Origin of the sequence: Mesorhizobium sp. M1334 (assembly GCF_040317995.1) — a bacterium.
In the GTDB taxonomy this organism is placed as follows: Bacteria; Pseudomonadota; Alphaproteobacteria; order Rhizobiales; family Rhizobiaceae; genus Mesorhizobium.
Genome location: NZ_JAMYLM010000016.1, coordinates 13452 through 30907, shown reverse-complemented (window position 1 = coordinate 30907; position 17456 = coordinate 13452). Strand labels below are relative to the sequence as shown.

Annotated in this window: 17 protein-coding genes and 2 pseudogenes; 6 read left to right on the top strand and 13 right to left on the bottom strand. The window is 60.5% G+C overall.

Going from position 1 to position 17456, the window contains the following annotated elements:
* Positions 1-37: 37 nt before the first annotated feature.
* From NKH17_RS23425 to NKH17_RS23410, 4 genes and pseudogenes are all read left to right on the top strand, one after another.
* Positions 38-2365, top strand: a complete 2328-nt coding sequence (locus NKH17_RS23425; protein ID WP_352902536.1) for a type VI secretion system Vgr family protein — start codon at positions 38-40, stop codon at positions 2363-2365.
* 10 nt (positions 2366-2375) lie between these two features.
* Positions 2376-2798, top strand: a complete 423-nt coding sequence (locus tag NKH17_RS23420; RefSeq protein ID WP_352902115.1) for a DUF6484 domain-containing protein — start codon at positions 2376-2378, stop codon at positions 2796-2798.
* Positions 2798-3145 carry a hypothetical protein gene (locus NKH17_RS23415; protein WP_352902539.1) on the top strand — a complete coding sequence of 116 codons (348 nt, stop codon included), beginning with the start codon at positions 2798-2800 and terminating at the stop codon, positions 3143-3145. The genes NKH17_RS23420 and NKH17_RS23415 overlap by 1 nt, the downstream gene beginning before the upstream one ends.
* Positions 3146-3535: 390 nt before the next feature.
* Positions 3536-3746 (top strand): annotated as a pseudogene (locus tag NKH17_RS23410) (transposase); the annotation flags it as partial.
* 298 nt (positions 3747-4044) lie between these two features.
* On the opposite strand, the gene NKH17_RS23405 reads toward NKH17_RS23410, so the two are convergent.
* The 4 genes from NKH17_RS23405 to NKH17_RS23390 are packed head-to-tail and all read right to left on the bottom strand — an operon-like array spanning position 4045 to position 5076.
* Entirely contained in the window at positions 4045-4308 is a 264-nt protein-coding gene (locus NKH17_RS23405; RefSeq protein ID WP_352902549.1) for a hypothetical protein, read from the bottom strand.
* Positions 4309-4310: 2 nt separating this feature from the next.
* The gene (locus NKH17_RS23400; RefSeq protein WP_352902541.1) at positions 4311-4658 is read right to left on the bottom strand and encodes a hypothetical protein; all 348 of its coding nucleotides are present in this window, start codon (positions 4656-4658) and stop codon (positions 4311-4313) included.
* A 19-nt stretch (positions 4659-4677) separates the two neighbouring features.
* Positions 4678-4887, bottom strand: a complete 210-nt coding sequence (locus NKH17_RS23395; protein WP_352850552.1) for a hypothetical protein — start codon at positions 4885-4887, stop codon at positions 4678-4680.
* Between the two features lie 9 nt (positions 4888-4896).
* The gene (locus NKH17_RS23390; RefSeq protein WP_352902543.1) at positions 4897-5076 is read right to left on the bottom strand and encodes a hypothetical protein; all 180 of its coding nucleotides are present in this window, start codon (positions 5074-5076) and stop codon (positions 4897-4899) included.
* Positions 5077-5475: 399 nt separating this feature from the next.
* On the opposite strand from NKH17_RS23390, the gene NKH17_RS23385 reads away from it, so the two are divergent.
* Together NKH17_RS23385 and NKH17_RS23380 are read left to right on the top strand one after the other, a co-directional pair.
* Positions 5476-5736: a hypothetical protein gene (locus NKH17_RS23385; protein WP_352902544.1), complete on the top strand. Its 261-nt coding sequence runs from the start codon at positions 5476-5478 to the stop codon at positions 5734-5736.
* A 26-nt stretch (positions 5737-5762) separates the two neighbouring features.
* Positions 5763-6236: pseudogene (locus tag NKH17_RS23380) on the top strand (IS630 family transposase); the annotation flags it as partial.
* Between the two features lie 12 nt (positions 6237-6248).
* Here the strand turns inward: NKH17_RS23380 and NKH17_RS23375 are convergent.
* The 9 genes from NKH17_RS23375 to tssJ are packed head-to-tail and all read right to left on the bottom strand — an operon-like array spanning position 6249 to position 17456.
* Positions 6249-7172 carry a beta propeller repeat protein gene (locus NKH17_RS23375; RefSeq protein ID WP_352902018.1) on the bottom strand — a complete coding sequence of 308 codons (924 nt, stop codon included), beginning with the start codon at positions 7170-7172 and terminating at the stop codon, positions 6249-6251.
* Positions 7172-8119, bottom strand: a complete 948-nt coding sequence (locus NKH17_RS23370) for a DUF4150 domain-containing protein (RefSeq protein ID WP_352902019.1) — start codon at positions 8117-8119, stop codon at positions 7172-7174. Before NKH17_RS23370 ends, NKH17_RS23375 begins: the two co-directional genes overlap by 1 nt.
* Positions 8119-9141 carry a 3-oxoacyl-ACP synthase gene (locus NKH17_RS23365; protein ID WP_352902021.1) on the bottom strand — a complete coding sequence of 341 codons (1023 nt, stop codon included), beginning with the start codon at positions 9139-9141 and terminating at the stop codon, positions 8119-8121. The genes NKH17_RS23370 and NKH17_RS23365 overlap by 1 nt, the downstream gene beginning before the upstream one ends.
* Positions 9138-10241, bottom strand: coding sequence for a DUF2169 family type VI secretion system accessory protein (locus NKH17_RS23360; protein WP_352902023.1), 1104 nt, complete (start codon positions 10239-10241; stop codon positions 9138-9140). Before NKH17_RS23360 ends, NKH17_RS23365 begins: the two co-directional genes overlap by 4 nt.
* The gene (gene tagF / locus NKH17_RS23355) at positions 10241-10783 is read right to left on the bottom strand and encodes a type VI secretion system-associated protein TagF (RefSeq protein ID WP_352902024.1); all 543 of its coding nucleotides are present in this window, start codon (positions 10781-10783) and stop codon (positions 10241-10243) included. The genes NKH17_RS23360 and tagF overlap by 1 nt, the downstream gene beginning before the upstream one ends.
* Positions 10765-14298: a type VI secretion system membrane subunit TssM gene (gene tssM / locus NKH17_RS23350; protein WP_352902027.1), complete on the bottom strand. Its 3534-nt coding sequence runs from the start codon at positions 14296-14298 to the stop codon at positions 10765-10767. The genes tagF and tssM overlap by 19 nt, the downstream gene beginning before the upstream one ends.
* 1 nt (position 14299) lies before the next feature.
* Positions 14300-15622, bottom strand: coding sequence for a type IVB secretion system protein IcmH/DotU (gene icmH / locus NKH17_RS23345; protein ID WP_352902029.1), 1323 nt, complete (start codon positions 15620-15622; stop codon positions 14300-14302).
* 4 nt (positions 15623-15626) lie between these two features.
* Positions 15627-16961: a type VI secretion system baseplate subunit TssK gene (gene tssK, locus NKH17_RS23340; protein WP_023720336.1), complete on the bottom strand. Its 1335-nt coding sequence runs from the start codon at positions 16959-16961 to the stop codon at positions 15627-15629.
* Positions 16962-17000: 39 nt separating this feature from the next.
* Complete coding sequence (gene tssJ, locus NKH17_RS23335; protein WP_352648180.1) at positions 17001-17456, bottom strand: type VI secretion system lipoprotein TssJ; 456 nt, start codon at positions 17454-17456, stop codon at positions 17001-17003.

The window sequence follows — 17456 nt, the reverse complement described above, 5'->3', positions numbered from 1 at the left end:
AATCCACTGGCGGCCGGGTCCAGGAGGGGCACGACCAATGCCGAATGAACGTGCCACGGTTGTGGAGACGCCGATTGGCGCCGAGCTGTTGACCTTCACGCACCTTGTCGGGCGCGATGAGATAAGCCGTTGTTTTGGCTACACCGTTGGGTTCGTAAGTACCGACCATGACATCGATCCGCTGAAGATGCTGGGTGGGGCCGTCTCGATCGAAGGTGAATCCGATCCAAAACGTTGGTTCAGCGGCCTGGTGTCCGAGTTTAGACTTACCCGGATCGAGGACCAACTGGCCTATTACGAAACGGTCGTCAGACCATGGCTCTGGTTTCTCGGAACTACGACCGACTGCCGCATTTTCCAAAACATGAGCGTCGTCGAAATCGTCGAAGAAGTATTTTCAAAATACAGCACCGCAAAATACGAGAAGCGCCTGCAAGGCTCTTATCCGCCGCGCGAATACTGCGTGCAGTATGACGAGACCGATCTCGATTTCGTGCAGCGACTCCTCGAGCACGAGGGCATCCTGTATTTCTTCGAGCATGGCGAGGGCAAGCACACGCTTGTGCTTGCCGATTCGATGAGCAAGCTGAAGCCGGCGCCGGGCTATGAAAAAGTGCCTTATCACTTTGAAGGGCAGGGCTCCCGGCGGGATGTCGAATATATCACGGAATGGATCCCGGGCAGTTCGGTGCGGCCGGGCGCCTATGTCCATACCGACTATGATTTCAAAAAGCCGGGCGCCGACCTGATGGCCAAATCGGCCCAGCCGTTCAGTCACAAGCTGGCTGCGGGTGAAAATTACCGTCAGCCCGGCGCGCATCTCGAAGTAGGCCGCGGCGACAGCCTGGCGGCAATCCGGCGCGAGGAAATCCAGGCGGTGCACCAGCGCATCGCCGCGGTTGGAACCGTGCGCGGCCTGTATTCAGGCTGCATTTTCAAACTGGACGGCTTTCCGCGCGAGGACCAGAACCAAGAGTATCTGGTGGTGAGCGCCGAATACAGACTGTTCGACCCCGGCTACAGAGCCCATGCGGATGTCGAGAGCGAGAACTTCAAGGTGATCCTTGGCGTGGCACCCACGGCATTGCCCTATCGTCCGCCACGGGTCACGACACGGCCGATCATGCGCGGCCCTCAGACGGCGACTGTGGTCGGTCCGTCCGGCGAGGAGATATTCACCGACAAATATGCGCGCGTGAAGGTCCAGTTCCATTGGGACCGGCTGGGCAAGAAGGACCAGAACAGTTCGTGCTTCGTGCGGGTTTCGCAGACCTGGGCCGGCAGCGGCTGGGGTTTTATCCAGATTCCGCGTATCGGCCAGGAGGTCATCGTCGACTTCATCGAAGGCGATCCTGACCTGCCGATCATAACCGGCAGGGTCTACAACGCCGCGCAGATGCCGCCTTATGGACTGCCCGGCAACGCCACGCAATCCGGCTGGAAATCCGATTCGTCGAAAGGTGGTGGCGGCTACAACGAACTGATGTTCGAGGACAAGGCAGGCTCCGAACTGGTCAACTTCCAGGCGCAGAAGGACCATCACCTTCTGATTAAGCACGACCGCAACAAGTTGGTGCAGCACGATCAGTCCGACCGCATCGACCACGACGCCAAGCACTCTGTCGGGCACAATCTCGACGAGGACGTAGGCAACAACAAAACAGTCAAGGTCGGCGTCGACCAGGCAACTAACATCGGGTCGAACGACACGGAGACGGTTGGGGTGAATCGGTCCCTGACAGTCGGATCGAACGAGACGATCCACATCGGCGCGAACTCTACGGAAAACATCGACGCCAACCATTCGCAGACCGTAGCGATTGTCCAGACGATCACGGTTGGGGCGGCGCGCGTCGATACGGTCGGTGCCTCCGAGACAAGAAGCGTCGGCGCGGTACAGACGAACAGCATCGGCGCGTCGCGGTCGGTCACCGTGGGGGCGGGGCAGAGCCATGCCATTGGTGCCGCCGACAGCTGGCAGATCGCATCGAACCAATCCGTCCAGATAGGTGCCAACCAGAGTTTCAAAATCGCTGGCGCTCATTCTTCGCAGATTGGTAAGGGGCGAGACGCCAACATTGCCGAGGACGATGCGACTGATGTCGGCGGTTCGCGCTCGCTGAAGATTGCCAAGGGGAGCCTTGTTCAGATTGGTGAGGACGGTGCCATCAAGATTGGCAAGGATCTGTTGATCGAGGCGGGCGACTCTATCGTGATCAAATGCGGATCGGCGGCGATCTCTATGAAAAAGGACGGGACCATCAACATCGAAGGCAAGGACATTTCCGTGAAAGGCTCGGGCAAGATCAACGTGAAGGCTTCAAGCGACATCACGATGAAAGGTTCGGAGATCAAGCAGAACTGAGGGCGGCTGGATGAACAAGACCCGAAAGCGGATCGAAGGTGTGATAATCGGAGTCTTTCTTGGCTTCGACGACGAAGCGCCGCTCGTCGTATTCCCAGGCAATGAGAGCGAGACAGCCGTGAGAGCGCGAAGTTTGGCCGAGATGCGCGCCGACATGATTGGTTCCGAAGTTGCGCTGTTGTTTGAAGGTGGCGATGTCGGCCGGCCGCTGATCGTCGGACGCATTGTGGAACTTAGCCGCACGCCCCAGGCGCAAGTTATACGCGATGGCAAAGAAGTACGCATTGTGGGCGATGAGCGCGTAGAGCTGCGTTGCGGCAAGGCCACGATCATTCTCGAAAAAGACGGCCATATCACTATCCGGGGTACCTACGTTACGAGCCACGCGAGCGCCGCCAATCGTATCCGTGGTGGCTCGGTGAACTTGAACTAATGGCGCCGCCAATTCTGCGCGATATCGTCCGACAGCATGCCGAAATGGCGGCGTTTCTCTGGATGATCTATGACCATCACATGCTCCATCCCGACGAAAATCCGGAGATGGACGAAGTGCGCCTTGCCCGCCTGATCGAAAGGTTGGAGGCCCACTTGGATGGGCTACGGGTGGCCGGAGACCCCGGTCTCAAGATCGCGCAGGAGCGCTATGAAGAATTCCGTGAGGCTGGAGAACTCTTCGTGCTGCGGATGCTGGCGGCGCCCAGGCCAATTAGGGTCGTGGATTTAGACCTTGTCAAAGTGAGGCAGTATCTGGGGGTGGCGCTGCAACAGAAACAACTTTAGTCTAAGTCTAGTCTTAGTCTAGGACGTGAACTCATAAATGCAAACGGCAATTGATGGTTGGAAACAAGCATTGACGCGTGTGCGATTTGCATGATTGATTGGAGCATCGCAATTTTGACCCGGTTGCCGGGTTTCCCATGCCAAACAGACCAGACTTCGACGGGCTCATGAGGGCTGTCTGCGTGGGATATGGCTACTGCGGCAGCTTGCAGGACGGAGGTTTTTTGCATGGGCTCGGATGTCGTCAATGCCCGGAAGCTGCGCGATCTCAAAGGCAACTGGTATGCAGCGTCGCCCATGCCTCGTCCGAAGCGCCGTTAAGAAGTCCGGTTTGGGTCGCGTTTCGATTGGCCCTTTCATATGACGCCGAATTCTGGTTCCAGGCTCGGCATGAGCCGATATGACTTAACCGACTTCGAATGGCGCGTAATTGAGCCGCTGCTCCCCAACAAGCCGCGTGGAGTGCCCTGCGTCGATCACAGGCGGGTGCTCAACGGCATCTTCTGGGTGCTGCGATCCGGCGCACGTGGCGAGAGACCTGCCCGAGCGATACGGCCCACCCACCACTTGCTACAACCGCTTCGTCGCATCGCAACGCGCTACGACAAGCTGGCTGAGAATTACACTGCCGCCTCAAACTCGTCGCAATCCGCATCTGGCTACGCGGTAATGAGTCTGCGTCCTACTAGACTAGGCTAGGGCTGCCTTGCGCCTCACCAGCGGCTGCTGTCGTAGATCGCGCCTGTTGAGGTGCAGCAGGTCGAATGCATAAAAGATGAGCCTCGCCGAGTTCGGATTGCCCACTTCCGTGAAGCCGGAAGTGGTTCGTAGGGCGTTCTTTGAGGCCGCCAGAGAGGAGGGAAAGCTACTGCCGCCGCAGCTCATGGTGGGAAGGAAGCTCACTCCATGTCTGGCACATCGCCGCCAACAAAGAGTGTGGTCGGCTCGCCGTATTCGCCCAAAGCTGGATTCGCATCTCGCGACCACGCGATGACACCAGCATGGTGCCCCACCAGTCCCTTGGCAGTCCTTATTGCTCGGTCTTCGGTTTGCTGCTCCGCTGGGCCATAGACTGGTTGGAGGTCCCCGGTTTCGTCGCGGTCGAAAGCAACAACGACGATCAGCTTAGGTGTCTTATGCTGAGAAACAATACTCTCTGACATGCTCATGATCTTTCGTTGACCGCCGCCCGGCCGTCCAGGGAGGCGGCGTTATCATCGGTCAAGACTAACGGGCGGAGCCGCCTTGGTTCTGGCGGAGCAATTGCTGCGGTACCAACAATGGGCACCATCGGCAGTTCCCGCCACGGCACTTTCTGCTTGCCCTCTAACTCTGCAATCTCGTCGTCACGTCTTGCAATTCGGCTTTCCAGGTTCGTTACACGCTCCGTCAGGAAGTAGCGGCCAACCACAAACCCGCCCCCACCGCAGAGAGCGGCAAACGTGGCGAATACGGCGGGGTTCGCCAGCACCAGCGCCGAGTTCGCTTCTAAAAAGGCAATGATCTTCTGCATGGGTCTGTTCGCCCCGACATCACCCCAAGGCGGGCGGCGAGTCGTCGAAGCTGACGTGCACAAGGCCGGGATGCCGGTGAGCGAGGGCGAGAATTTGTGTCTCGAGCTCGCAGTTGTAGACCATGAGCGCCTTGACGGTCTCAAGGGGGCTCTCGTAGCGGGCGATGAGCTTCACCGCCTCAGAATGGAGTTCAGCTTTGGCTTCGGCGTCTAGATGCAAAATGCCCATGCCGGTCTCCTAGCGCGTAGCCCTGCGCGGCGCAGTGAGCGCGTCAAGGCGTTCCTGAAGATGACCGTTTAGGACGATCATCTCCTTGAGCGCCTTCACTGGATCGCCCCTGTGCTGGGCAATGAACTTATCGGCGATTGCTTGAAGGTCGGCCTCTTGGCGGCTGTCCAGCATCACAATGGGGTCCATGGCGATCACTCCCAACGTTACCTGCCATCAGTGAACAAAAACGGAACAAAAATGTCAAGGGAGAATTGACTCTGCGAGGAATGACTTCCTATTTGTCAGTAGGTGGGGCGATTGCACGGATCGAGGAAAGCGGCGATGGGCAGACGAAAAAGCCGGTTTGACAAACTGTCTGCGAGAGACGCAGAGGCCGTCATCCGCGACGCATTGAGGCTTCGACAGACGGTGCTTTCGGCGCAGACGCACCTGAATGCAAGCGGTTCATTGTTTTGGCAGCTTCGCGGGCTTGTAGACAAACTGCACGAGGTGCTGGCCACTGTCGCGGAGAAGGAGCCTGACTACCGTTTGCCGAGCCTTGGGCTCCTCCCGCTCCCAGAGGATTACTATACTCGGAAATGACCCATGGAAAGTCCGATGGACAGCGTTGGGCGGGCTGCAAAGGCCAACATGCTGCTCATCGTGGAGTGCGGCCACTGTTACCACGTCGGGCGCTTCCGAGCCAACGACGTGGCCAAGGTGGTAGGCTGGAACAAGCCGCTGGAGGCCATCAGGTTCAAGTGCAAACGGTGCAGCCGAAAGGACACGAAGGTGAAGACGCAGTTCATTGATCAGGACCACCCGCCCAAGGGCTACATCTGGACGCTACAACAATTCAAACTTTAGACGGTGAATTGCGGATTGTTCGTCACTTGACGCGCCTGCGCGGTCGCTGCCTGAAGGGCCAACGGCTGCGCTCAAAGGCACCGTTCGGACATTGGAAGACGCAGACCTTCATCGCCGGGCTGTGCTGCCATGGGCTCACCGCCCCTTTCGTCGTCGACACGCCGATGAACCGTCGCATCTTCGACACCTACGTCGAAACGCAGCTCGCTCCGACGCTGGCAAAGGGCGATGTGGTCATCCTCGACAATCTCGCTGCCCACAAGAGTCCGGCCGCCGAGGCAGCCATCCGGGCCAGAGGCGCATGGCTGCTCTTCCTGCCGCCCTACAGCCCCGATCTCAACCCGATCGAAATGGCCTTCGCCAAGCTCAAGGCGCTTCTGCGCGCAAAGGCCATCAGAACCATCGACGCCCTGTGGCAGGCCATTGGCGATATCTGCAATCTCTTCTCTCCAACAGAATGCAGAAGCTACTTCACTGCCGCAGGATATGGACTCACATGAACGTCTGCCGCTCTAGCGATAGTTGTTCATATCGACGGCTCGCAGAAAAATGTTGCCGTCATAGCCCATTTCGAACCCAGACCAGTCGGTGCCGTCGAACAGAAAGAATTCGTGCCAGCCCGCGACAACAAGAAACTCATCGGTCGCCGACATTGTAAAGCCCTGTTCCGTTTCCAGTGTTGGCACGAGCTCACGTCCTTGCTGCACCGAAACGCCATAGCTCATGTCCGACCAGTATCGTTTGCCGCGAAATTCACAGATGTCGTAGTAGTCGACCTCATCGGCCTTCAGCAAAATCAATTGGCTGTCGCGCAGCTCGTAGGCCGCCCCGTTCGCCCCACCGATGTATATCTCGCCTTCAGCGCCGGCCAGGACGGTGTTGAAGTTTTCCTCGACACCCAGATCAATACGGTCCCAGTGTCGCCCGTTGAGCGTTAGAAGAAGTCCTCGGTCGCCAGCGCAATAGATTGGCCCGCCCTCTCGGCCATGGATATCGTTGAGCACAGCCTTCTCAAAAGTGTCCAATTGGTCCCATTGGCCTCGCTCACGCAGATAACTCACGCCGAGCCCTCCAATCGCGAAAACACGGTCGCGGGACGGCGCCCATAAGCGCGTCAGCACACCTTCGGGCAATTCCGTGCGTAACGCCGCCCCGGGCGGGAGGTCGTGGATGATCCCGCCGAGTTCGAGCGCGATATGATCCTGACTTCCGAAACTGACGTGCGAGCGTAATGCGTCCTCGATCTGAAGCCTTGCGTTGAAGCGAATGGTTCGCCCCAGCTCGATTTCGAGAAGATAGGACCGGCTGAACTCGTCATCGGGATCGCTCAACTCGAAGCTCGCGCTGAAGCGATTGCCACCATGATGGAATCCGTCAATGGCTTGGACATCGATTTCTTCGGGGTCGAAATCGGCGATGGTCTCAGGTTCACGCATCACTTCTTCCTTATCGGTTTAGCCAACAACTGAGCGTGCGTCGGCTTTGGTGCTCTGGCGCAGTCAGCAAGGTAGTCGAGGAGAACGAGCTTGAGACATTCGAGCGCGTCCTCCTTCTCCTGTTTTGTGCAGCTCTGCAGCTTTTCATGATGGTCGCCGACCGCTTGCTGCACCTTCTTGATCGCATCGCCTAGGGTCGGGCTGCGCTTTTTCTTCAAGAAATCACGGACGTCTTTAGTCTTCTTGTTGTGCGGCGAGCCGCGCTTCGACCCGGACCCGGATTTGCGATATCCGGTCTTGGTTTTCTTGTAGGATTCCATGCAGATGCAGGGCGCTGTGTCGACGTCGTAGTTTCCCCAGCCGGAATAGTTCTCGCCACCGCGACTACGCTGGAACATCTGATTCTCGAAGCAGTGCTCGGACTCGGTCGGGTGCTGGCAATCGGAATCCTTGTGTTGATGGATGTATATCCCAACGTTGTTCAGAATTGTCGCGCAGTCTTGCCCATTGACGCTTATTGCCGCCGTGTGCGGCCACGTAACCGTGTTTCCGGTCGGCGATGCATGATTGTTGGTGGCCAGATCCGTCATGCGGATGACCGGCTCGCCATCGAACTTCACATCGTTGGACCAGGAATTGAAGTAGCCCTTTCCGGTATTCTTTGATGTGATGATGCCTTTCTTGGCGGCGCAGCCGGCCTCGGTTCCGGATGTCCTGGATAGGTCCGACTTGTTCTTGATGTTGACAGTCTTGCCGCCGATTTTGACGGTGCCAGTGCCTTGTTCGGTGTCGCTGGCCATTCCGAAGCTGGGGTAGGGGATGGGTACTCCAGGCGGCGTTGCCGGGTTTTCCGGCGGTGTGAAACAGACATCGGGGAATGCGGCGATCGTCTGCGCGTTCACAGCCTTGCCGGAAATTTCCAGCCCGTTGGCGAACACTGCGCCCATCACAGCGGCCTCGATGCCACGATCGCTGCGCCGCAGGCGCCGGCATCATTAGATGCCTCGATCAAAACCGGGTTTCCCGCGGCATAATCTTTGCGCGCGGCGGTAAACGCCATACCAATCATGAGCGGCACCACGGCGGCTCCGATATTGCCGAGGGATTCGCCCGGCGACCAGATGTCCTGGAATTCGTGCCGGCCGCGCAGCAGGCGCAGGCTGGCCAGCGCGCTCTGCTTGAACCAATACTGCTCCCCTACGAGATCGGCGATACGGTATCCGAGGCGGTTCATTTCGATTCCAGTTTCTTCGAACGCCGCGCGATAGGCTGCCGTCATGCCGTCGGCGCGAAGTGGCAAATCTTCGGTATTGTAGATCGACGCGTTCTCGCGTGAGAGCCCAAGCCCGAACAGCCGCATTCCTGTTTGCCGATTTTGGGTGCAGATCACCGCCGCCGCCGCTTCACCGGGTATGAACCCGTTGGGATTTCGAGGCGTAAGGATGCGGTTGCGTGAAAGATAATGGGTGACCGTCTGGCTCGTTAGATAGCTGTCAACGCCGGCAATCATGACAAAGGGCACATCGCCTGACGCCAGCAGCCGTCGAGCATGATCCAACGCGACAATGCCGGAAGGTCTTCCATGCGCGATTATTCTGCAGCTTGGATGCAGCTCGATTTCGACGATCTCGGCAATGCTCCTGAGCAAACCGGAATCATCACGGACACACCTACCAGGCCTGTCCTCCTCGGGAAGGCACAGAATCAGCGCCGTCTGGCCGCGTGCCCCGGCTACGCTGTCGAATGCTTCGCAAATGGCGCCAGCTGCCAAATGCGCCATGCGCCTGTCGCCGATCCAATTGCGCGGCAGCGGGATTGGCGCACCGGTCAGCCATTCGCCGGCGGAGCCAAGTAGCCGCGTCTGTTGGAATCCATCGAGTCGTGCCCGCATCGCCGCGCAGGCGGACGGCGCGTCGAGGCCGACAGCCGTCACCATGCCGATCGAGACGATGTCGAGCCTCGCGCTCATGCGACTTCGCTCTCTCGCACCGGCGTGACGCGGTTTATGCGAACATAACGTTTCCCCTTGCTCCTCGCCCTCAACATAGCCGGCGTCGGCGGGCCGACCCAGCACTCCGAGAAATCGATGATGGTCCGCTGAATGCGTTGCGATAGACGCCAGACCAGCGAGAAGCGGCGCTTCTCCGGCTCGAGGAGAACGGTGTCAGGATAAATATCGGCTTCGTAAGCCTTTTGCCGGCCCTTGAATAAAGTGATAGGCAGTGCCGTCGAGGGTAGCCGAAAGCTCACCCGCCCGTCAGGCGTCAGATTCACCAACTGCACTTCCTCGCCGCCTTTCGGCAGATCGATCTGTTGGTCGGCCGGCGCCATCTGGAAATAGCGCTCGTCGAAGTCGGGCGGCAAGAAGGGGAAAATGTTGTCGATCCAGTTCTGATCGTAGGTGCCGCCATATTCGATCCGTCCGGGCCAGCCACGCCCCATCGGACCAAAACTCATCGGCTTGTAGTCGCCGAATGGCGAGCGGATTTCTTCGTCGACAGCTTGCGTATTGGGTAGCCGTAGGCCTGGGATGAGACGCTGGTTTTTGGTCCGCGACCAGCCGGTTCCGACCGGATTGTACTTGTAGCTAGCCGGAAGTTCGTCCTCCGGGTCCAGTCTGTCGACGCCACCCCAGGCAACGTTGTATGAGATCGGCAGTTTCAGGAATGGCTGCGGGGCGGTAGAGGTAAACACCGGTCCTATGGCGCGCCACTCGCGGTGCCCGACGACTTCGAACAATTTCGACCAATTGCCGACCTTGATGCCGACCGGTACACGTTCGGCTGGGCGCTCCCCCGGAGCGTATGCAAAGCCGTTGGCGATCACATCACAGCGGGTCTTGCGGAAAGCGAAATCCGTTTCCCATAGGGTGGCCGAATAGCCTGGCGCATCAATGTGCGTGTCGGCCATGACCAGCGCAACCTGTTTCGCCGATTTTTGGACCGGCCCGCCAGGCATCGCGGGAAAGTCGAACGTGCCCTTCACCACCACGACAATCCACTCATGGCCGGCCTTGTCCATGCCCATGGTGAATTGGTGCGGATAGCCCATCTGGTTCCAGATCTGCATCAGCTGTTCTCCCAGCTTGCCGCGAAGATTTGTTCCAGCGTCGTTTGAGGTGAATGCGGATCAATATCGAATATGTCCGAACGCGCCGTCCACATTACCACATCGCTGATGAGCTCTTCGCCGGACTCGACCGGCGGCACCGGCAGTGCAGCCAGTGCGCCATCCAATTCATCCGGCGTCAGCTCGCCGCCCTGGGCGGCAATGGCCAGCTTTTCGATTTCGGCAAACCATGCATCGGCATGGGCAAGCTGACTGGGAGCCTCGGGAAGCTGCGCGACGACGCTTAGGGGAAACCGCCTGCCAACTCTGTCGGCGCTCTGCAAGATGATGCCCGCCGATGCGCCAACAAAATGCGAGCCGGTCAGAAACCGTAGCGCCGTGCTGCGAGGCCAGGATTGCGAGCCAATGAGCGGGGCGAAATGCTGCGCCAGCCAGCGGTCCCAAGGGCGAACAAAATTCCCCGTTAGCCGCCGCGTTACGAAATCGCCGGTGGCAGGTATTTTGCCGTGGAAGCCCGGCAAAATCAGATCTGCGGCGGACATGAGAATTTCTTGAACATCTGCAGGTTATAGGGATTTTCGACGCTGGCAGCCTTGAGTTGGAAATCGGCGTACATGCCGTTCGTCCCCAAGCGCAGGCTGTAGACATCCGACAGCGCGGTGCCTGTGAAGCGACCGCTGCGCAACATTCTCAGCCACGCCCAGCTGCCGGTCTCGTTGAGCAAGATTTCGGGCGAGCCATCGATCGGTTGGAAGGCAAGCGAGATGACCCCTGTGCCGTCCTTGCCGGGCCATGTCATCGGCTGCGGCCTCGTTGCATTGTTATAGTAGACGAGGTTCTGGCCGTCGAGGTTGAGCGTCACGCGCGCAACATTGGGCGACAGGTCCTTCGGTTCGAGCGTGAAGCTCATCAGCGGGCCTGTACCGCCGGGAAAGAGATCATCGCGGATCCGTCTTGCCTGTTCTAACGCGGCCAGTGCCGAAGGATCGAGGCCGAAATCGGCGCGCCATTTCCATGGCTGCGCCGACGTGTCGACATAGCTGATCAGGTGGTCGTTTATGAAGTTGTCGATCAGCCCTGCCGGTCCGAACAGGCGGGCGAAGTCGCGAACATTGACGTCTACGGCGCTGTCAGGGCTGAAAGGATAGCGGTTGTTGAGTGCTGCCTGGCAGAACGGCAGGACGTCGGCTCGCCAGATCGCGTTGAGCTCCGAGGTGACCGCGTTCTGCGTGAGGCCGCTGGTATCGCCGGCAATGCCGCCCAACCAATCGTCGATTGGGTCGGGCAGGATCTGCGCCTGCCTGGCAACTGCTCCAGTCAGTTCTGCCAGGCCGCCCTGCTTCTTGATGGCGTCCTGAGGATCGGGATTGGCCGTTACCGTCTGCAGCACGTTGGACAGTGCGGTGAGCGCGACAATGGCGGCGTCGAGCGCCGGCGGCTGGCCCTCGACCTCGGCGATGGCACCCTTGAGCGGCTTGAAATGCTCGGCCACCAGACTGCCGGTAAGATCCACTTCGTCGGCGGATCCCGCACGCGGCAAAAGCTTTGCTCCGGTTTTTACGATTTTGCCAAGCTTGCCCAGCTTGCCAAGCAGTTTCGAGCCACCTGCCGCCGCTTTGTCGTTTGCCGGCGCTTCATCGGATCGCGTAAGCTCGGTCTCCTGGACCACCGCGGTGACCAGGCGCTTCAGCGCGGAGTCGGCGCTTGAAAGATCCTTGAGGTTTTCACTGGCGACGTTTAGGTCGGTTAGTGGCGCAAGCCTCATGTCGCGCAGGAAGCTGTCCCATTGCGCGATATAGTCGTCGTAATAAAGTTTCAGAATATCCTCTGACAGCGCCGACACCGAGGTTTCGGAATTCTCCGAGCAACCGCCGGCGAACACCGCCCGGTCGAGTGCTGCCTGGGCGGCGACATCCTCGACCCGGTCGAGAATGGCGTCATGGAAGCCGGCATAGGTGAACGCTCCCGAAATGCCGACCCGAAGCGTCTTGTCGGAACGCCGCGCAAAGACTTTGGCGCCGTTTGGGCCGGCGAAGTTTGCAGGGATCCATTCCTTGAGCGCAGCCACCGCCGGGTCGGCCAGCAACTGCTTGTAGGCACGCGCCGGCAAGGAAATCGTGCAGACGGTTTTTAATGCCTCTGCAACCAGTGCCTGGTCCGGGGTGATATAACTGGCGTCAACCGCCATGCGACGGATCGCGGCAAGCTGGTGCTCTTCCGCGTCAGCTGTCGGGAAGGGGGCCGCGGCCGCGAATTCGGGCAGACTGTTTACCCACCAGTTCTGGGCGAAATCCGGATCCATCTGGGAGAGGCCGGTCATCATGCGATAGGTCTTCAGCGCGCCAAGCATGAAGTCCGGATCGCGGATCTGCCGCCACATCGTCGCCTCGAGCAGCGCCACCATGTGCGGCTCAAGAATATTGCGCAAAGCGTGATCGTAAGTGTCGGTCTGTGCTCGCACCAGTTCCGCCGAGGCTGATGGCCCCAGCAAATCCTGTGCTGCGCCAGGCGGTGGGGTGCGGGCATTTGCGACCTCATCCATGGCACCGAGGGCGACATCGATGGCAGGCTGTTCTACGGATGCCGGGTTTGCCGCGGCCGAGGTCAGTGGCGTCTGCAGCGCCTCGAACTGGCTTGCCTGGGCCGCGATCGCGTTGCGGTTGTCGTAATAGGACCAGGTGAACAGCCCGCTGACCAGCAGGGCGGCTGCGGCACATGCGGCAGCCGCGCCACGCCAGACCCAGGCGCGGCGGCGTTGCGCCAGCGGATCGAAGGTGCCGAGGCCGGCTTCCTTGAAGATGACTTCGGTAAGCAGATTCTTTAGGAAGAAGCTGCGTTTTTCGACACGCGGCGCGGGCAACGCCCGGCGCGGCGGAAGGCCGAAGGAGGCAGACAGCGCTGCGGTCAGCCGGTCGATCGGCGCCCCTTCCTGGGTCGCCGATGTCAGATAAAGGCCACGCAGCCAGGGGGCCTCCTCATACCGGCTTTCCCCGAACATCGCCTCGACCAGTACCTGGATCGGCTCGGACAGGCTGGCGAGTTGGGCGGGAAACCTGAAGATTTCGGCGCGGGCGGCAAGCTTGTCCTCATCCTCCAGCCGGGGCACCAGCCGCCGCTCGAGCTCGGTTGCTAACGTCGCGATTTCCCGCTCGATGGTCCTTGCATCCACATGCGCGTCGAGTGCGAACGTGGTCCCCCAGACCTGCTCGCGCGCCGCCGTCGACAAACCGCCGAAGAAAGCCTCAAATCCCTTGATCAGGTCGGCTTTGGTCAGCATCAGATAGACCGGAAGGCGGATCTCGAGGCGATCGTTGAGCTCGGCCAGCCGACGCCGGATCTTGCGGCCATGCGCCTTGATGGCGTCGTCGCCCTCCGAAAGCACATCGATCGAAAGCGCGACGATCACACCGTTGAGCGCGCGACGGCCCCGGTGCTTCTTCAAAAGGTCGAGGAAGCCCAGCCACTCCACCGCGTCGACGTCGGGTTGGCTCTCCTGTTGGACATAACGGCCTGCAGTGTCGATCAGAACCGCGCTCTCCGAAAAGAACCAGTCGCAATTGCGCGTGCCGCCGACCCCTTGCAGGTCGTCGGTCAGGTCGATCGGAAAGTTCAACCCCGACTGCCGCAAGGCTGTGGTCTTGCCGGTGGCCGGCGGCCCGACGATAACGTACCACGGCATCTCGCGCAGGAACTTGCGACCGCCCAGTTTGCGGCGCTTCAACTCGGCCATGACCTCGGCGAACTTGGCACCGACGGCAGCGACATTCTCTTCGCCGGGGCTGAGTGGCTTCTCCACCGCCGGCGCGGCGATTTCGGCGACGAACATCCGGTTGGCACGGATCGCCCGACGCTGGGCAACGATCAGCCAGATCAGCCAGAAGATGACCAGCAGCGCGATGATGACGATGCGCACATTGTCCGAGGCGAAAGGGTCGTAGGGTCCGACCCTGACGATCGGCCCGAATACCCAGATCACCAACGAAAGCAGCGTGATGCCAATCAGTGTCCACAGCCAGCGCGATGTCAGGACCGCCCAGAGGAAGCGCAGGATGAACATCTCACAGCCTCTTTTCGACCAGCACCTCAACGCGCCGGTTCAGGGCCCGGCCCTCGCGCGTGCCGTCGTCGGCCACTGGATCCGTGGCTGCCCGGCCCTCGGAATGGACGCGTTCCTGCGGCACTCCGTTTTGTACCAGCATGTCGGCAATGGTCTGGGCGCGAGCCTCAGACAGTCGCTGGTTGGTCGACAGCGGATTGGTTCTTTGCAGAGGAACCCCGTCCGTATGTCCGACCACAGTGATGTTGCCGATCAGGTCACGATTGGCAAGGATCACCTTGGCGATCGAGCCGATCAGCGGCTCGAATCCTTCCGTCAGTGTTGGCCGCGACGACTGGAACAGTTCGGGGTTGGATGCCTGGATGACCAGCTTGGCCAGCGAAACGCTCTCCGTGCCGCTGAGAGCCGATCTGAGATTGCCCGGCGCCCCGGCCTCAAATTCGGGCAGCAGTGCAAAATCCACAGTCTCCGGCGGCGGGACATCGACCGTTGGCGACACGCGGCTGATGTCGCCACGTGTCGGCGGCGGCAAGGCGCGGACCAGCGCTGAAAGCTCAACCGCCTGGCTGCTGAGTCCCATCGAGAGCCCGACATAAGTCGCGGTGGCGATAACCGTTGCGGCCAGGGCCATCACCCAGATCGGAACGATGACGCGCTGCGGCTCATCGGATGCGATGACGCCCTTCCAGTTTGGTGACAGCGGGGCATTCTCGGCGTCGGCATCGCGCAGGAAACGTGCCGCGGCCACACGAACGGCATTGAGCGAGCGATCGCCCGACCGGCCGGGCACGCGATACTTGCCGCGAAAACCGAGTGCCAGGCAGTCATACTGGAGTTCGAGCAATTCGCGATCTCGGTTCGGATGACGTTCCAGTTCGTCGAGCCGTGTAAAGAACTGCGTGCCGGCGTCGACATCGCCCCGCAACATGACCACAAGCGGCTGACGCGGCCACGCGCTGGCCCCGCCCCAGGGCGTGTTCAGTGCCAGATCGTCGAGCAAGGCCGCCACCACCCAGGCTGCCTGATCGGCCCGTTCCATCGACGACCCCGCCGCCATTGCCGTGTCGCGTGCCCGAACCAGTTCTTCGAGCAGCCTGGTTCGTAACACTTCCGGATTCTCCGGTGGCAGCGCGCTCTCAAGCTCCGGCGCAAACTCGAGCAGGGGCGCGAAGGCGTTGACAAGGCCGTTCGGGTGGGTGCGCGAGCGTTTTACCGGCCCGCCCGGCAAGGATGCCGCCATCGGCCGCGGCATCGGCGTGCCGGTCAGCCTGATGCGAGTGCGTTCGCGATCCTCCGACAGTCCGAAAGGATCATCCCGGCTCATGGTTTCACCTGTTCACCGAATAGCAGTCCACCTGCGGTTCGCTCGGCAGTACACCCGAAACGCCAATGACGAAGCCTGGGGCACCGAGCAGCGATGCCCAGTGCTCGCTTTTCTGGTCGAGCTCAAGGCACAGCCGATCGCCGTCGTAAGGAATCTCGCGCGGTTGCGAATGAAGCGGTTTCAGCGGGATGCCGGGCAGGCGGGACTTCCACAGGCCCTCGAACTCATCCGCGGAGCCCACGGTCGCCTGGTTGACGAATATCTTGCGTAGCGCGTCCTCCGACAGTTCCGAACCGACCCGGATGACGATCCGGCTGGCCACCAGCAGCTTCGGATTGTCGATGCGGATTTTCCAAACATTGGTCGAATGACGCATGACGGGCAGCGCGCGCGATTTCGGCTCGATGTAGCGCAGGCTCAGGATCAGTGAGCGCAATGCATCCGCCAGCGCCGAAAACGGCGGGCCGGGCGCCATGTGATCGTAAGCCGGCAGCTCGCCCAGTCGCCGCGCGCTCGAGCCGTAGGTCGCCATCGAACCGGCAAGCCCGGCCAGTTCCAGATAGAGTTCGGCCGGATGGAAAACATCCTGCGCCAGCATATGGGCCAGGCGCGGACGCGCCGCGTTGGCGAGGTTGAGCATCAACAGGTCTTCGACACTGCGCCCTGGCCCGCCCATGACCATCTTGCCATGCGCCTCGGCGATCTGGTCAAGGCCTGTGACGACCTCCAGAAGCAATTGCCGGTACCAGGCCACTGCACCAGTAACCAGGGCCGGTGGCAGGAATGTCTCGTCCAGCGAAACGCCGCCATCGGCGCGAACCCCCTTGATGTCGGCTATCGGCAGGGCGGTATAGCCGCCGACCGATTTGCCGGGTGCAAGCAACAGCGATTGCGGTCGGGCGATTTCGATTTCTTCGGGGTCTGAACCGCCCTGGACGGCATCGCGCACCGAAACGATCCGTCCATGATAGCGCGCACCGCTGGGTGGCGCATGCGCGGGATCGAAGCCAACGCCGCCGGCCGGCTCGAGCGGCAGGGCGACCAGCACTGGGCCGGCGCCTGTATCCGGGGTGACCGGCAGCGGACGCGGCGCGTCCATCAGATCCGGAATGGAGAAGGGGGTACCGTCAGGGAAAATGCCTCGTGCAGACAGGATCGAGATCTGGCCGGCATCGAGCAATGCCTTATCCAGGGTCAATTGCTGAAAGCCGAACGTGTGCAGCTGGCCGGCCTGCAACGCGCCGCGCACAGTCGCCTCGAAGAAACGGTCCTGCTGCTGGAAATGCTGGGTCCGCAGAAAAAGGCCCTCGGACCACAGCACCCTGTTTGCATCGCTCATCCGGCTACTCTCTGCATCGAGCTCCCCTTGCCTTGGCCGTCAGGCGGAAATGCCGCCGCTGCCGAGTGTGACATTGATCGCAAAGTTTGATCCGGGCGAAACCGATTTGGTCGTCCGCCAGTTTCGCCCGCCAGGCTCACGGATAAGTGCAACGAAGCCCAGGGCCGTCGCATCCGGTTCAACCGTAATGGTCTTGGTCGCGGTTTTTCCAGGCGCGACGGCAATCTGGTCGGATCCGATGAGATCACCTGCCAGTGCCGAGCCGGCATCCCCCTGCAAGGCAAAGTAGTCGGCGGAATTGAACTTACCGGTGCTGCGCAGCCGCATGGCCAGCACCGTCACTGGCCGGTCGCCGCCGCCTGGTCCAGGGTTCATGCCGGCCGCCCCTGTCAGCTTGACCGTGATGACCGACGGTTTTGGCGGCCCGGCGCTTTGACAGGCCGTAAGCAGCCCGGTCGCACCCAAGGCAACGATAAATTCGCGTCGATCGATCAT

Excerpts from the sequence above, each read along its gene's own strand:
- NKH17_RS23425 (WP_352902536.1), top strand. The coding sequence starts at position 38 with ATGCCGAATGAACGTGCCACGGTTGTGGAGACGCCGATTGGCGCCGAG.
- NKH17_RS23420 (WP_352902115.1), top strand. The coding sequence starts at position 2,376 with ATGAACAAGACCCGAAAGCGGATCGAAGGTGTGATAATCGGAGTCTTT.
- NKH17_RS23415 (WP_352902539.1), top strand. The coding sequence starts at position 2,798 with ATGGCGCCGCCAATTCTGCGCGATATCGTCCGACAGCATGCCGAAATG.
- NKH17_RS23405 (WP_352902549.1), bottom strand. The coding sequence starts at position 4,308 with ATGTCAGAGAGTATTGTTTCTCAGCATAAGACACCTAAGCTGATCGTC.
- NKH17_RS23400 (WP_352902541.1), bottom strand. The coding sequence starts at position 4,658 with ATGCAGAAGATCATTGCCTTTTTAGAAGCGAACTCGGCGCTGGTGCTG.
- NKH17_RS23395 (WP_352850552.1), bottom strand. The coding sequence starts at position 4,887 with ATGGGCATTTTGCATCTAGACGCCGAAGCCAAAGCTGAACTCCATTCT.
- NKH17_RS23390 (WP_352902543.1), bottom strand. The coding sequence starts at position 5,076 with ATGGACCCCATTGTGATGCTGGACAGCCGCCAAGAGGCCGACCTTCAA.
- NKH17_RS23385 (WP_352902544.1), top strand. The coding sequence starts at position 5,476 with ATGGAAAGTCCGATGGACAGCGTTGGGCGGGCTGCAAAGGCCAACATG.
- NKH17_RS23375 (WP_352902018.1), bottom strand. The coding sequence starts at position 7,172 with ATGCGTGAACCTGAGACCATCGCCGATTTCGACCCCGAAGAAATCGAT.
- NKH17_RS23370 (WP_352902019.1), bottom strand. The coding sequence starts at position 8,119 with ATGGGCGCAGTGTTCGCCAACGGGCTGGAAATTTCCGGCAAGGCTGTG.
- NKH17_RS23365 (WP_352902021.1), bottom strand. The coding sequence starts at position 9,141 with ATGAGCGCGAGGCTCGACATCGTCTCGATCGGCATGGTGACGGCTGTC.
- NKH17_RS23360 (WP_352902023.1), bottom strand. The coding sequence starts at position 10,241 with ATGCAGATCTGGAACCAGATGGGCTATCCGCACCAATTCACCATGGGC.
- tagF (WP_352902024.1), bottom strand. The coding sequence starts at position 10,783 with ATGTCCGCCGCAGATCTGATTTTGCCGGGCTTCCACGGCAAAATACCT.
- tssM (WP_352902027.1), bottom strand. The coding sequence starts at position 14,298 with ATGTTCATCCTGCGCTTCCTCTGGGCGGTCCTGACATCGCGCTGGCTG.
- icmH (WP_352902029.1), bottom strand. The coding sequence starts at position 15,622 with ATGAGCCGGGATGATCCTTTCGGACTGTCGGAGGATCGCGAACGCACT.
- tssK (WP_023720336.1), bottom strand. The coding sequence starts at position 16,961 with ATGAGCGATGCAAACAGGGTGCTGTGGTCCGAGGGCCTTTTTCTGCGG.
- tssJ (WP_352648180.1), bottom strand. The coding sequence starts at position 17,456 with ATGATCGATCGACGCGAATTTATCGTTGCCTTGGGTGCGACCGGGCTG.